Below are 15,374 nucleotides of genomic sequence, written 5' to 3' on the forward strand. Positions count from 1 at the left end.
AAAACCTGCTTCGGCAGGTTTTTTATATTTCATATTTTAAAGTTCGAGCAACTCTTCTAGAGATTTACTTTTGTCATATAAATTTAAAGCTGAGTCTGGGTTGGTATTCCAAACTTTAGGTAAAGCTAAGTGGGGGTGAACTTTGTGCCATTGTAGCTGTCGAAAATGTTCAAATTCCTCAAAATTTTTCAAAAAACCAGCCCAGAAAATTTGTAGTCGTTTTAAGTCTTCTGTAGGCATATTTTTATAACTATGGGTTTGATGATTTTCAATTTTAAAATCAAAGCCGAGTAAAATAATGTGTTTAGGCCGCATTAAATGCGCTAAAGATAAGGCTTGTAGGCCACAATTATTACCATAGATATATTCTGGTGTACGAAATAGTAAATCTTGATTATTGGCTTTAACCATCGTCAAAGTTTCTATGCCGTTATCAGGATACGGCAAATTTGTACCTAATCCTGCACCGGTTTTAATTGAGCCTTTGAAAACAAAATTGAGTTGATTTTGGTGTTCTTGCCACCACGAATAATCTGCATGATGGCTAATCATTGCGTTTGGGAAAAATGTAAAAGCTTCATTGCAAGTAATAATGAAATGTTGTTTTTCGTCCAGTAAATGGATCGGTTGTTGAAGTAATGAAGCACCCCCCCCAATGACAAATATTTTCTGGATGGGTGGTTTATTTAATACAAGTTCTGATAGTTTTTTTTGCATATTTATATAACAGTCATTATTTTTATACGATAGGTAGAAGTTTACTCCAGCTATTAAGCATAGTAGAATATTTATACTTCATTGGGGAGTAGCCGCCTTTTACGCAAAGTGAAAGGGTGATGGTCAACATAATTGTTCCACAGAACATGGTCATCATAGCAAAGAACCAAATGAGCTTTTCACAAGCTTTCTTTTTGTTGGCAAGACCTTTGATTTACCACTCTGCAATTGGGTGCATGGAAACATGTGTCTGATTTTTGGCTAGCAGGAGCGGTGAATCATTGGCAAAATTTGCTAGCCAGAGAAATCCTTCATGTTGCAAGCCTTTCTTATTTCTATGTTTGTTGTTGCTCTTTCTGAAATGGGCGACAAAACTCAACTTCTTGCCTTATTACTTGCTGCACGTTTTCGTAAACCTGTTCCTATTTTAATTGCAATTTTTGCTGCAACTGTCATCAACCACGGCGTTTCTGCCATTTTAGGCCAGTGGATTACCACCATTTTGAGCCCGACCGTTCTATTGTGGATTGTCTCATTGGGCTTTATTGGTATGGCGGTTTGGATGTTGATTCCAGATGAACTGGATGATGAATCTGAAAGTATCAATAAATGGCAAAAATACGGCGTATTTGGTGCGACTTTTGTTTTGTTCTTCTTGGCCGAAATTGGTGACAAAACGCAAATTGCAACGGTTGCTTTAGCGGCTCGTTTTGACAGTATTGGTTGGGTCACTTTAGGTACGACACTGGGTATTATGCTGGTCAATGCACCTGCTGTTTTTATTGGCAATAAACTCGCTGAAAAACTGCCCATCTCTTTAATTCATAAAATTGGTGCATTGGTGTTTTTGGTGATTGGTGTGGCTGCTTTAGTTCAGCATTATTTTTTCTCAATCTAATAAAATCATATGACCTGATTGAGTCATATGAAGTTTTAATTGAAAAATAGATTAAATCCCAGCAATTTAGTTGGGATTTTTTATGAATACGAAGTCACAATTATATGATTATTATGAAAAATTTTTAATATAACTTTGTTGTAAATTTAGCTTAATCCATATATTTTGTAGCTATAAAAATACCGATTAAAACATCATGTTTGGGGAATGAGAATGGCTTTAGATCGTACAACATCACAAGTATTATTTGATAATGGCACACATAAGTGCATTAGTTTTACGAGCTTAGTCAAAGGTGAGGGGGTTCAAGCGAATCAGTTTTTGATCTTAAACAATGGTCGAGCTGCGGTTTTAGACCCAGGTGGCGATTTGACCTATGTTCCTTTGACCATGGAACTCAATAAATACACGCGATTATCAAATCTTGATTATGTGATGGCCTCTCACCAAGACCCTGACATCATTACCTCTATGCCACGTTGGTTAGTCTATACAGATGCAATGGTGGTCGCATCTAAACTTTGGGCACGTTTTTTACCACACTTGAATTCGGCATTTATGAGTGATCGCATGAAGGGCAATTGGTTAGATCGGTTGGTTGAGCTTCCAGACCAAGGTGCTTCAATTCCTTTAGGTGAAACCAGTATTAAAGCGATTCCAGCTCATTTTCTGCATTCGGTTGGTAATTTCCAATTTTATGATCCGATTTCAAAGATTTTGTTCTCTGGAGATATGGGGGCTTCAATGGTGGAAGATGCCGCTGAACCATTAACAGATTTTAACGCTCATATTCAAAAAATGAAGGGCTTCCATCAGCGCTATATGTGTTCCAACCGTGTAATTCGATTATGGGTGAAAATGGTGAGAACCATGGATATTGAAATGATTGTGCCACAGCATGGAACGCCATTTATTGGGAAAGAGATGATCAACCAATTTTTAGATTGGATTGAAAATTTACAGTGTGGAATTGATTTAATGGATGAACAAGTTTTCACCTGTCCAGCATAGATAGAAGATGTAATTGTTCTGTGAGGGATTGTATTTAGAGACGTTTTTTTTTAGGATTCTTAAAAATCAAATATGTTTAGATGACGAGAATTTTAAAAATGTTGTCTCAAATCTCTGCACAGGATGCGTGCTTAAGTTGCGGTGCTTGTTGTGCTTTTTTTAGGGTCTCTTTTTACTGGGCTGAAGGTGAACCCATGCCTCAAGATTGGGTTGAACCACTCACGCCCGTCTATTCATGTATGAAAGGCACTAATCAAGCTCAACCGCGTTGTATTGCTTTGCAAGGTGAAATTGGCAAAAGCGTCAGTTGTAGCATGTACCAGCATCGCAGTTCTTCTTGTAAAGAAGTGCATGCAGGAGATGAACAATGTGAAAAAGCCAGAGCAGCCCACAAACTTATTCCTTTAATCGATGTTGAAATTATTCATCCAAGTAATGATGAGGATTTTGAACAAGTTGTATGAGTACGCTGTATTTTAAAGTGCCATAGATAGAATTTTTTTGACTCAATAAGATGATCAGTAATTTTGCTATCTCGTTAAAAATTCAAATTAAATGTTTAAGTTAATTGATAATCTTGGTCTAAATTCATCAATAAATTACAGTGAAAATCAGAAAATCCGTGTAATTAAAATGAAATTTAAATAGAAATTTGTATATAATGGCTCACGGAAATTACCAGTGAGACTGTTATGTTGACCATCGTTCAAGAAGCCCTAACCTTTGATGATGTCTTATTACTCCCTGCCTATTCAACTGTCCTTCCAAAAGATGTCTCTTTAAAGACACGTTTTACTCGCGGCATTCAACTGAACATTCCTCTTGTTTCAGCAGCAATGGATACAGTGACTGAATCACGTATGGCGATTGCAATGGCGCAAAATGGCGGTATTGGTATTCTGCATAAAAACATGGATATCTCAGCACAAGCTGCTGAAGTACGTCGTGTAAAAAAATTCGAAGCAGGTATGGTGAAAGACCCAATTACGGTTACACCTGAAACCACAGTTCGTGAATTGATTGCCTTAACTCAAGCCAACAACATTAGCGGCGTGCCTGTTGTTAAAGATGGCAAAGTTGTGGGTATTGTGACAGGACGTGATACACGTTTTGAAACCAACCTTGAGCAACCTGTAAGCAACATCATGACAGGCCAAGATCGCTTGGTGACTGTGCGTGAAAATGAATCTAAAGAAAATATCCAAGCTTTACTCCAACAACATCGCATTGAAAAAGTGTTGGTTGTGGGTGAAAACAATGAGCTTAAAGGCTTAATCACAGTCACAGATTTCAACAAAGCTGAGCTTTATCCAAATAGTTGTAAAGATGATTTAGGTCGTTTACGCGTGGGTGCTGCAGTGGGTACAGGTGCGGAAACACCAAGCCGTGTAGAAGCTTTGGTAGAAGCAGGTGTAGATGCGATTGTGGTCGATACTGCGCATGGTCACTCTGCTGGCGTAATTGAACGTGTACGTTGGGTAAAAGCAAACTACCCACAAGTTCAAGTGATTGGCGGTAACATTGCAACAGGTGATGCTGCACTGGCATTGCTTGATGCAGGTGCAGATGCAGTTAAAGTGGGTATCGGTCCTGGTTCAATTTGTACAACGCGTATTGTGGCGGGTATTGGTATGCCGCAAATCTCAGCAGTCGACAGCGTTGCCAATGCATTGAAAGATCAAATTCCATTGATCGCAGATGGTGGTATTCGCTTCTCTGGTGATATGGCCAAAGCCATTGGTGCAGGCGCAAGCACGATTATGGTCGGTTCACTTATGGCAGGTACTGAAGAAGCACCTGGCGAAGTTGAGTTCTTCCAAGGTCGTTACTACAAAGCTTACCGTGGTATGGGTTCATTGGGTGCAATGGCTGGTTCTACAGGTTCAGCAGACCGTTACTTCCAAGACTCTAAAGCGGGTGCTGAGAAACTTGTACCAGAAGGGATTGAAGGTCGTGTACCGTACAAAGGTCCAATGGGCAACATCGTACATCAAATGATGGGCGGTTTACGTTCTTCAATGGGTTATACCGGTTCAGCAACCATTGAAGACCTACGCCAAAATGCAAAATTTGTGAAAATTACTGCAGCGGGTATGCAAGAATCTCACGTGCATGATGTAACGATTACTAAAGAAGCACCGAACTATCGCGTTGGGTAATCTTTCGTAAATCTTTATAGTAAAAAGCCGTCAGTTTATGACGGCTTTTTTAATTTGGTGTAAAGTACAATGATTGAAAATGAACAGCTTTGAAACACGATAATAAGTGGGATAAAAATGAGTTATTTTGGTACAGACGGTATTCGTGGCAAATTTGGTGAACTCCCAATTACACCAGAATTTGCATTGAAACTCGGTTTCGCAGCAGGGAAGGTATTAAAACAACTCAGCCCTAAAAACAAACCGATTGTGGTTTTAGGCAAAGACACGCGTCTATCAGGTTATATTCTTGAAGCTGCATTACAGGCTGGTCTAAATGCTGCTGGTGTGTATGTGCATTTGCTGGGCCCATTACCAACTCCAGCAATTGCGCATTTAACTCGTGCTTTACACGCTGACTTAGGTATTGTGATTTCAGCATCTCATAACCCATTCTTTGACAATGGGATTAAATTCTTTTCGGGTGAAGGGAAAAAATTGCCTGATAGTATTCAAGATGCAATCAATCAAGAATTAGAAAAAGAGATTGTGATTGAAGACAACTCAAACTTGGGTAAAAGCGTTCGTGTAAGAGATGCCAATGGTCGTTATATCGAATTTTGTAAATCGACATTCCCCTACCATTTTGATCTGCGCAATTTAAAAATTGTGGTGGACTGTGCCAATGGTGCAGCATATAGCGTTGGTCCTGCAGTGTTCAAAGAATTGGGTGCAAAAGTGATTGCACTGAATAATGAACCAGATGGGTTGAACATTAACCAAGATTGTGGTTCTACACACCCTGAAGCATTGCAAAAAGCAGTTGTTCAACATCAAGCGGATGTCGGTATTGCCTTTGATGGTGATGCTGACCGTGTGATTATGGTGGACAAGAATGGTGAGCAAATCACGGGTGACCATATCTTGTATATTTTGGCGACCAAAGCCAGCCAAAAACCAGCAGGGATTGTCGGTACAGTCATGAGTAATATGGCACTGGAGCTTGCTTTAGAAAAAGCAGAAGTTCCATTTGTACGTGCTAAAGTCGGTGACCGTTATGTACTGCAAAATCTAGAAGATAATAACTGGGTTATTGGTGGTGAACCTTCAGGTCATATTTTGACTTTAGACAAGAGCACCACGGGTGATGCGATCATTGCTGCATTGCAAGTCCTTACCGTGATGGTAGAGCAAGAAAAAGCGCTACATGAGTTGGTCGAAGACTTTAAGCTTTTGCCGAATGTCTTGGTCAATGTGCGTTTAGAGGAAATGTTTGACCCATTTGCAATTCCTGCATTGGTTCAACGTTTTGATGAAGCTGAAGAACAATTGAAAGGTCGTGGTCGTATCTTGATTCGTAAATCAGGCACTGAACCGATTATTCGCGTGATGGTTGAAGGCGATAATCATGACGAAGTGACTGAACTAGCCAATGCTTTGGCTGATGCAGTTCGAGCAAATGCAGCTTGATGACAGTGCCAAGGCTGATGTTAATCAGCCATTCAGTAAAGTTATTGAAATTGAAATAATGGTGGGGATTCAATGAGTGACTTGATTAAAGACTTGAGCGAGCTTCGTTTAAGTTATCAGAAAGGGGAATTGCATGAAGCTGAAGTGCTTGCAAATCCGCACGAGCAATTTTTGCAATGGTTTAATCAAGCACTCAATGCTCAATTGCATGAACCGTATGCCATGTCATTGGCAACGGCAAATGCACAAGGTCGCCCTCACGTACGTACGGTATTGCTTCGTGGTGCAACAGAACTCGGTTATGACTTTTATACCAATTACGACAGTCAAAAAGGCTTAGATTTAGCACAAAATCCTTATGCAGAATTGTTGTTTTATTGGCCTGAGTTAGAACGTCAAATACGGGTCGGTGGTCAAGTTGTCAAAATTTCTGAACAAGAATCGACAGATTATTACCATAAACGTCCACGTGATAGTCAAATTGCAGCGCATATCAGTACCCCGCAAAGTGGGATAATTGAAAGCCGTGAATTGCTTCAATCACGTTTTCAAAAACTCCATGATGATGTTGCAAACCAACCTGAGTTAAGTAAGCCTGAGTTTTGGGGGGGCTACCGTTTACAGCCTGAGCATTATGAATTTTGGCAAGGTCGTCCGAATCGTTTACATGATCGCCTGACTTATGAAAAAATGGATGATGTATGGACACTCAAAAGATTGATGCCTTAAATGCCTAAAATCACCATTCAACAAAGACCACTGATGACACGCCCTGAAAACTTTCAGGGCGTGTCTCCCTTGATTGCCCATATTTTGGCAAGGCGAGGTGTACAGTCAGAACAAGAACTTGAATTAAAGCTGAAACATTTGCTTGCGCCGAAAATGAAAGGTTTGGATCAAGCGATTCAAATCATAGATGAGGCGATCGATCAAAGAAAAAAAATCGTAATTGTCGGTGACTATGATGCCGATGGGGCAACCAGTACAGCCCTGATGATTTTGGCTTTAAGAGCAATGGATGCAGATGTTGAATATTTGGTGCCAGATCGATTTAAGTATGGGTATGGTCTAACACCTGCAATTGCCGATTTAGCATTTGTCACCTATACGCCCGATTTACTGATTACTGTAGATAATGGTATTTCAAGCCATGAGGGGGTTGCTCAAGCTCAAGCACATGGCATGCAAGTGATTGTGACAGATCATCATTTAACAACCAAACCTACACCGAATGCAGAAGCCGTGGTGAATCCCAATCAATTGGGTTGTGAGTTTCCAAGTAAGGCTTTAGCTGGGGTCGGTGTCGCCTTTTATGTGTTGGCAAATTTATCGAGTCATCGGGCAAAATTAGGTAAATCTTCAGCCAAAATGACCCAATATCTAGATTTGGTGGCATTAGGTACCTATGCTGATGTTGCAAGTTTAGATTATAACAACCGCATATTGGTCGATACTGGCGTCAAACGGATTCAACAAAGCCAATGTCGGGCTGGAATTATTGCATTATTAGATATTGCAGGGCGTGATCCATCGCAGCTCAAAGCACAAGATTTAGGTTTTGTCATTGGACCTCGTATCAATGCAGCAGGGCGTATGGAAACCATGGACATTGGCATAGAATGTCTATTGGCAGAGGATATGCAAACTGCCTATACCTTGGCTCGTCAGCTGAACGATTTAAATCTAGAACGTCGTCATGTTGAATCAGAAATGAAACAAGATGCGCTTAAAGCCATGGAGCATTTGCAACTGGATCAAAATCAGTTGCCTCCCGCACTCATTTTGTTTGAAGATCATTGGCATCAGGGTGTGATTGGCATTGTCGCTGGACGTTTAAAAGAACAGTTTCATCGTCCAAGTATTGTGTTTGCACTGGATAAAGATGGTGAGCATATCAAAGGTTCTGCACGTTCTATTGAAGGTATTCATATTCGAGATGCGATTGAAAAAGTCGCAGAGCAACATCCGCATTTGGTGAGTTTTTTTGGTGGGCATGCAGCTGCGGCAGGGTTAACCATTAAGAAAGACAATTTCCAAGCATTTAAACAGGCTTTTCAAGCATTGATTTCTGACATGGATGATGAGCTCTTTCAAGCGACTTTATGGACAGATGGTGAACTAGATGCATCCGATTTTAAAGTTCAAACCGTAGATGTGCTTCAAGCACTCGGACCTTGGGGACAAAAGTTTCCAGCGCCTATTTTTGATGGTGTTTTTAAAATTTTAGAATACCGATGGCTCAAAGACGTTCATTTAAAGTTAAAACTGGCTTTGTCGAATGGTCAAATGGTTGAAGCGATTGCTTTTAATGCAGCAGATAAATTTAATTTTGATGAGTCTCAACATTCAGTTCGTTTGGTCTATGAGTTGGATAAAAATGAATATAAAGGCAATGTCAGTTTGCAACTTCGGGTGCTACATCTAGAGCAATAAAAAAACCGCTCTTTTGAGCGGTGTTTTATTTTTAAATTGAATTAGAATCGATAACCAACACGTAGATTATATTGTTGAATATAATCACCAAAATCAGCTTTAGCTTCTAAACTAATGCTTGGTGTGAAGAATTTTTTAGCACGTAGGGTAAAAACGTCTATATCATTGATATTGTAAGGAAGTTCACCGCCATCATGGTATGCAGCACCAATACTTAAAGTCTTGTCGAGATAGACATCAGCGCCAACATTGAAAGAAGTGTCTTCTCCGCCAGTTACTTTGGCTTCGAAATTTACATCGTATTCTCCAGCTTGAGTTACGTATTTGATACGAAATGTTGGATCAAGCTCGTTGTAGCCATAGTCGCCATCATAACCTGATGCACCAACCGCAAGTAATAAGCCAGGAGTAGCTAAGTAACCAAATTCTGCTGAATAACGGGTTTCTGAGTAGTCATCATCTTCTTTGCTATAGCCTAGGTTGGCATTTACGTAGAAATTTGAATTTGGTATGAAATATTCAATACCGAGACTATAATCATTTGAATGCCACTCATACCAACTTGCTTCATGGTCACTGTGACTAATTTTGGCATTTAGATTACTTGCACGGTTTAAAAAAGCAGCTTCATTTAGAGGAGAATTTTTAACTTCGACTGGATTAAAATAATAAACTCCATCAATTTGATAAGTTGTTCCCTCAGCGTCTTCATTATAGTAACTATTGTCATAGTCGAGATGGTTGTATGAACCACCAATTTCTGCTTGATATGCATGTACTGAACTTATACTTGCTGCAATAGCAGAAAATAGTGCTAATTTTTTTAACATGTTCTTCCCCTGAATATAAACGTTTGGTTTTGTATAAATTTTACTCATTGTAAGGTTTTATTTTAGTCAGTCAATGCAGTTGTATAATTTAAATTGTTAAATCTTTCAGATACTTATTATTAAGCGATCTTTGTTAAATGTGGCTAATTAATGCTGTTAGATTAGCCTTTAGTTGGCCAATATTGAACCTAGTCGAATTTCATAAAAATCAAGAATTATAGAAAATACCTACAGAATTCTTCATAAAAAAACCGCTGTCTAAAGCGGTTTTTGAATTTAATGTTGATTAAAAACGGTAGCCGACACTTGCGCCGTATCCATCAACTTTATCTCCAAATTTAGCATTTGCTTCTACACTAATTTGAGGAGTAAAGAATTTCTTAGCTCGAATAGTAAAAAAGTCTTCATCATCATTAGACATATCACTTCCTGAATAAGCTACACCTATACTCAATGTTTTGTCTAAATATAGATCCGCAGCTAAGTCATAGAAGGTATTGTGGGAAAAAAGTAGATTGCCTTCAAAGTTGACATCAAATTTACCTGCTGTAGTCACGTATTTAGCACGTAGTGTTGGGTCTATAGCATTTGTATCATTACCATAATTGCTTGAACCATTATATCCTTCTAGGCCCGCAGCAATCAGTAGTCCAGTTACGGGCAAATAACCTACTTCTGCTATAAACACTGAGCCTGTATAAAGATAATTGTCACTATCAGCTTTAAAGCGTTGATAACCTACTTTACCATTAAGATAGAAATTAGAGTTTGGTACAAAGTATTCAACACCAACATCATATTCGGTAGTCTCACCATAGCCCAAATCACTATGAAAAATAGCTGCATTGAAATTAGAAGCTCGATCTAAGAATGATGCTTCATTTAAAGGGCTATTTTTAATATCTACTGATTTTAAATAGTAAGTTCCATCAATTGCTATGGCTTTGTCAGCATACCAATCATTGACTTCAAACTTATCATACGTTGCTGTAACTTCAGCTTGATAAGCATGTGTTGTTCCCATTATTGTTGCTAATGCTGATAAAAGTACAAATTTTTTTAACATATCCATCCCCCTATAACTATCTAAATTAAGCTAATTTTTGTTTTAAAAATAAACGTTATTTTAACCCGAATCCTGCTTAAGCCGATGACTCCATAATTTGAATCGTTGGCTTATTTCGATGGGTTAATTGATATGCACATAACGAAGCATAAATTCCGCTGAGAAATCCATAAGTACTACGTGCTTTACTCGTCACTAAATGATATTGCCCTTTCAATAAGCTGAATAATGTTTCTATCTTATTGCGTTGCCTTAGGTGATATTCATCTGATGCACTGAGTTGAACAGATTCCATGTTCCTCCGATGATAAGTAATTAAATCAATACCTTGAACTTGCAGCCTGCGCTTTAATTCTTGGCTGATGTAGCCTCGATCCCCGTAAATTTTTCCTTTTAGGCCATCAACTAATTGCTCAACCATTTTTATGTCAGCAACATGTCCATTCGATAAAGCAGAACAGGTAATTTCACCAAATTGATTCATCGCAATATGTAATTTACAGCCATAGAACCAACCCATTGAGCTTCTACCGCGTGATGCAATTTGGACTAATGATTTATGGCGTTGAATACGTTGATTTTTACAAACTGGCAGAGTTGTTGAATCAATCCATAAATATTGTGTTTCTTGACCTTTCATCAGCGCCACATGCAAAGCGTGTAGAGCCAATTGGTGCATATTGATCAGATGAATCATCCTTTGATAGCAAGGCAAGTACTTAAATAAATAGCTTTTATCTTCTTTTAACCAAGTGAAAAAGGCTTTGAAATTAGTGAAATGAGAGGATTTATACCAAATAGCAATAAAGATAATTTCTGAAAGACTGAGTTGAGCAACTCGGATTCTTGAAAGTTTGCCATCTTGCTTGAGAAATTTCCAATAAGTTGCTTCAAATTGTAGAAAAAAGTCATCAATTAAGCAGAATAATTCGGTACTATTGAACATTAGGACTAGGGTTGTGAGTTTGGTGTGGTAACTCAACTGATGGCTCTAGTCCTTCTATTTTTCAAGTCAATTTCTTATCCGCGATTCGGGTTATTTTAAGTGTATTTATTAATCAGTCAATTCAATTTAAATGTTAAAGTGACAATTGCATTATTTATACGATTGGAAAAATTTTGACTGATTAATATGACTAGTCATTATTTGTGTAGATGAGTGAAAGAACCTAATGATTGAATGTGTATTTAAAATAGTAGATTAAAAGTAGTAATACAAAACTCTTTAGGAATCTTGAGATGGTTTATGAAACTTAGATATTAAAAAACCGCCCTATAGAGCGGTTTTTTATATTTAAGCTGAATTAGAATCGGTAAGCAGCACGTAAGCCGTAACCGTCTACATCGCCACTAATATTCGCCCTTGCTTCTACACTAATTTGAGGTGTGAAGAATTTTTTAGCACGAATAGAGAATGCATCATCCTCATCGTAGCTATTGTCACTCGCTGAGTACGCTAGACCTACGCTTAAGGTTTTGTCGATATAAAGATCTGCTCCAAAACCGTAGTAAGTGTCTTCACCAAAGCGAGCATTACCTTCAAAGTTTGCATCGAATTTGCCTACAGTCGTCACGTATTTAGCACGTAGTGTTGGGTCGATTACAGTATCGTCATAGTCTTCAGTGTAGCCAGCTAAACCCGCAGCAATGAGTAAACCATTGATAGGGGAATAACCAACTTCTGCTGAGTAGAATGAGCTAGTATCTTTATTAGACGAAACATAGTCTAGGTCGCCATCATAATATTCTTTATAAGAATATTCATTTTTTGCTTGGCCAATATTCGCATTCACATAAAACTTAGAATTTGGAACAAAGTATTCAAGACCTAATTGAAAAGTTGTTACTTTATTTTCATCCTTATATGTCCAGTAACCACGCTCTCCCCAAGAAATTTCATTTTTAACACGACCAATTTGGGCATTAAAATTAGAGGCGCGGCTTAAAAAAGCAGCTTCATTCAGTGGATAATTTTTAACGTCGACTGGATTTAGATAATAAGTTGCATCAAGTTCAAATGATTTATTGTCATAACCACTATTAAAATAATAGCCATCATTATAACCATCAGTATCATATTTGCTATAAGACACTCCAACTTCAGCTTTGTAAGCGTAAGCTGTCCCCATCATTGCTGCTAAAGCAGAAAAAAGTGCGATTTTTTTTAACATGTCCATCCCCTAGAATTATCTCAAAAAAGATAATTTTTGTTTAAAAATTGTTCTTAATTGTAAGTGTATTTTTCAAACAGTCAATGAAACTATATTATTCAAATAAATAGTATATTAATGATATTTAATGAATTATCTTTTTATTGAGTTATGCTTATGAGTTTTGAAATACTTAATAGGTCATTTTATTTTCGTAATGTTTATGAAATTGCTGTGTTTAAATATTATGCAAAGTATCATGCAAAAAATCATAAATTGTATGATGAAATGAATAAGTAATCATACTTAATAATCGGTATCTAAGTTTTATGAATATTATTTATATTTCCAGTTTAACTGCTAAATCAATAACTTGAATCAAGCACGTGACTCTGTTGGTTTTATAATCAAATTTTACGTCTCTAAAACATGTGTCACCCATAAAAAAACCGCTCATTTGAGCGGTTTTTGGGTGTTCATATTGTATTAGAAACGATAGCCTGCACGTAATGCATAGCCATCAAAGTCTCCACCAAAATTCACATTTGCTTCTACGCTAATTTGTGGCGTAAAGAATTTTTTAGCACGAACTGTGAAGTAATCAAGATCTGGGAAATCGAAAATAGTATAAGTGATATCATGATTTTGGTTTTGATAACCAAGACCCACACTTAAAGTCTTGTCTAAATATAGATCTGCACCTACACCATAAGCGGTTTTGTCAGCAAACAGTGCCTTGGCTTCGACGTTGACATCATATTTTCCAGCTGTTGTGACATATTTAGCACGCAATGTCGGATCATTTTTACTGAGGCGAGGTCCGTTATTGACATTAAAGTTGACACCAGCTAAACCTGCTGCAACCAGTAAACCATTGATTGGTTGGTAGCCGACTTCGACTGCGTAGTTGTTAAATTTTACTTTATCAGATACAACATCAAGTTGAGCATGACCAAGATTTGCATTGATATAAAAATTAGAATTTGGTGCAAAGTATTCTAGACCTAAATTGAAACTGTCCGTTTCTAATTCCCCAAATAAATCAGAATGGCTGATTTTGGCATTGAAGTTTGAAGCACGTTCTAAAAATGCTGCTTCATTGAGTGGACTGTTTTTGAGTTCAACAGATTTTAGGTAGTAAGTCCCGTCAACCGCAATGGACTTACTATCGACTTCATCAAAAATTTCATTTTTTTCATAAGATATTCCAACTTCAGCTTTATACGCGTATGTTGTCCCCATGATTGCTGCTAATGCAGAAAAAAGTGCGATTTTTTTTAACATGTTTTCCCCCAGAAAATTGTCTTATAAAGAACAATTTTGTTTAAAAATTATTTCGAATTTTAAGTGTATTTTTTGATCAGTCAATGATAATTTTATCATTAAAGTGATTTTTATATTTATGATTTTACTCGATAAAATTTTCTGTTGAGATAAACTTATGAATAGATCATTCAAAAGAGATTCTTATTTTTTGAGTATTCGATTATAGATACTCAGTTTAAAAGAATGTGCAAAAGATCGCTGATATAAATGGCAATAAATGAGCTTGGGCTAATGTGTAATTCTGATTAATAATCGATCTTCATCATTGCTATATTTAACTTCTGCTATCGAAAGAACATTTTTTAAATTATTGATATTTAATTAAATTGTGATTTTGTTTTAAATAATTGGATTTCTTAAGAACCAAATCATGTGCGATAAAACCACCCGACAGGGGCGTTTTATCACGATGAAAAGAATTAGAAACTAGAAACGATAGCCCAGGCGTGCGCCATAGCGTTCATAATATTCATAGAAATCTGCTTTAAGTTCTAAGCTGATATTCGGGCTAAAGAATTTTTTGACATTTAGTTTCAGTTGTTGGTCATCATTCAATGTTGAATTACTATTTTGGTACGCCACACCGACACTGAAGGTCTTATTTAAATAAAGATCAGTGGCGAGACCGTAATAAATATCTTCCTCACCAAATTTTGCATTTGCTTCTAAATTCAAGTCCATGTTTGCAATAGGCATGATATATTTGGTACGTAATGTTGCCGCATGATCTTCTACAAAATCCCCATGCGTTGAGGTAAAACCAGCTGCAACCAGTAAACCATCAGTAGGTAAATAACCAATTTCAGCTGTATAGACTTTTTCAGAAGATTCGACATCCCATAAATCATCATCTTCCTTATAGTATTCAAATTGAGTATTTAAATAAAAATTTGAATTCGGAATAAAATATTCAATGCCTACGTTATATTGATTTGTACGTAAGTTTGGGGCTTCAAGGTAAACTATTTTTCCTGTGATATTGCTAGCACGATTTAAAAAAGCTGCTTCATTGAGTGGGGAATCTTTTTCTTCTACCGCCTGAAGATAAAATTTTCCATCCAAAGCATAAGCACGTGCATACGTCATATCTACATATTCAGCGTCGTAATAACTAAATTCAGCACCCACTTCTGCCTGATAGGCATATGTTGACCCCATACACATGGCAAGTGTAGAAAGTAGTGCAATTTTCTTTAACATGTTTATTCCCTGTGAAATTTTTTACTTTTAATTAGATGTAGGATTTTAATGGTATTTATAGATCCGTCCATCGAAAAAAATAACATAAGATATTGATATTTAATTAATAAATTTAAATAAGTGTTCTAAGTAAAT

14 protein-coding genes and 1 riboswitch are annotated in these 15,374 nt (G+C 37.3%); of the genes, 7 read left to right on the forward strand and 7 right to left on the reverse strand.

Translation table 11 applies throughout. The features are described from left to right. Positions 1-36: 36 nt before the first annotated feature. Positions 37-717 carry a methyltransferase type 11 gene (locus G8E00_RS00925; protein ID WP_166221375.1) on the reverse strand — a complete coding sequence of 227 codons (681 nt, stop codon included), beginning with the start codon at positions 715-717 and terminating at the stop codon, positions 37-39. Positions 718-788: 71 nt separating this feature from the next. Then, positions 789-932, forward strand: a riboswitch (yybP-ykoY riboswitch). 101 nt (positions 933-1,033) lie between these two features. Here G8E00_RS00925 and G8E00_RS00930 point away from each other — a divergent pair. From G8E00_RS00930 to recJ, 7 genes are all read left to right on the forward strand, one after another. Further along, complete coding sequence (locus G8E00_RS00930) at positions 1,034-1,615, forward strand: TMEM165/GDT1 family protein (protein WP_171522200.1); 582 nt, start codon at positions 1,034-1,036, stop codon at positions 1,613-1,615. A 213-nt stretch (positions 1,616-1,828) separates the two neighbouring features. Continuing rightward, on the forward strand, positions 1,829-2,626 hold the full coding sequence (locus G8E00_RS00935) for an oxygen-binding di-iron domain-containing protein (RefSeq protein WP_166008824.1): 798 nt from the start codon (positions 1,829-1,831) through the stop codon (positions 2,624-2,626). A 98-nt stretch (positions 2,627-2,724) separates the two neighbouring features. After that, on the forward strand, positions 2,725-3,090 hold the full coding sequence (locus G8E00_RS00940; protein WP_166221377.1) for a YkgJ family cysteine cluster protein: 366 nt from the start codon (positions 2,725-2,727) through the stop codon (positions 3,088-3,090). A gap of 228 nt (positions 3,091-3,318) precedes the next feature. Continuing rightward, on the forward strand, positions 3,319-4,785 hold the full coding sequence (guaB, locus tag G8E00_RS00945; protein ID WP_166008822.1) for an IMP dehydrogenase: 1,467 nt from the start codon (positions 3,319-3,321) through the stop codon (positions 4,783-4,785). A 117-nt stretch (positions 4,786-4,902) separates the two neighbouring features. Beyond that, positions 4,903-6,234, forward strand: a complete 1,332-nt coding sequence (gene glmM, locus G8E00_RS00950) for a phosphoglucosamine mutase (protein ID WP_166008821.1) — start codon at positions 4,903-4,905, stop codon at positions 6,232-6,234. 72 nt (positions 6,235-6,306) lie between these two features. After that, positions 6,307-6,963 carry a pyridoxamine 5'-phosphate oxidase gene (gene pdxH, locus G8E00_RS00955; RefSeq protein ID WP_166221379.1) on the forward strand — a complete coding sequence of 219 codons (657 nt, stop codon included), beginning with the start codon at positions 6,307-6,309 and terminating at the stop codon, positions 6,961-6,963. Beyond that, positions 6,964-8,667: a single-stranded-DNA-specific exonuclease RecJ gene (recJ, locus tag G8E00_RS00960; protein ID WP_166221381.1), complete on the forward strand. Its 1,704-nt coding sequence runs from the start codon at positions 6,964-6,966 to the stop codon at positions 8,665-8,667. Between the two features lie 41 nt (positions 8,668-8,708). Here recJ and G8E00_RS00965 read toward each other — a convergent pair whose 3' ends face one another. The 6 genes from G8E00_RS00965 to G8E00_RS00990 all read right to left on the reverse strand — a co-directional run bounded on the left by G8E00_RS00965 (position 8,709) and on the right by G8E00_RS00990 (position 15,239). Continuing rightward, positions 8,709-9,497 carry a putative porin gene (locus G8E00_RS00965; RefSeq protein ID WP_166221383.1) on the reverse strand — a complete coding sequence of 263 codons (789 nt, stop codon included), beginning with the start codon at positions 9,495-9,497 and terminating at the stop codon, positions 8,709-8,711. 286 nt (positions 9,498-9,783) lie between these two features. After that, entirely contained in the window at positions 9,784-10,563 is a 780-nt protein-coding gene (locus G8E00_RS00970; protein ID WP_166221387.1) for a putative porin, read from the reverse strand. Between the two features lie 76 nt (positions 10,564-10,639). Continuing rightward, positions 10,640-11,509: an IS982 family transposase gene (locus G8E00_RS00975; RefSeq protein WP_166221390.1), complete on the reverse strand. Its 870-nt coding sequence runs from the start codon at positions 11,507-11,509 to the stop codon at positions 10,640-10,642. A 358-nt stretch (positions 11,510-11,867) separates the two neighbouring features. Then, entirely contained in the window at positions 11,868-12,734 is an 867-nt protein-coding gene (locus G8E00_RS00980) for a putative porin (RefSeq protein WP_166221394.1), read from the reverse strand. 465 nt (positions 12,735-13,199) lie between these two features. Next, positions 13,200-13,997: a putative porin gene (locus tag G8E00_RS00985; RefSeq protein ID WP_166221397.1), complete on the reverse strand. Its 798-nt coding sequence runs from the start codon at positions 13,995-13,997 to the stop codon at positions 13,200-13,202. 468 nt (positions 13,998-14,465) lie between these two features. Continuing rightward, positions 14,466-15,239, reverse strand: coding sequence for a putative porin (locus G8E00_RS00990; protein ID WP_166221400.1), 774 nt, complete (start codon positions 15,237-15,239; stop codon positions 14,466-14,468). Between the last annotated feature and the right edge of the window lie 135 nt (positions 15,240-15,374).

This window comes from Acinetobacter shaoyimingii, from assembly GCF_011578045.1.
Classification (GTDB): domain Bacteria; phylum Pseudomonadota; class Gammaproteobacteria; order Pseudomonadales; family Moraxellaceae; genus Acinetobacter; species Acinetobacter shaoyimingii.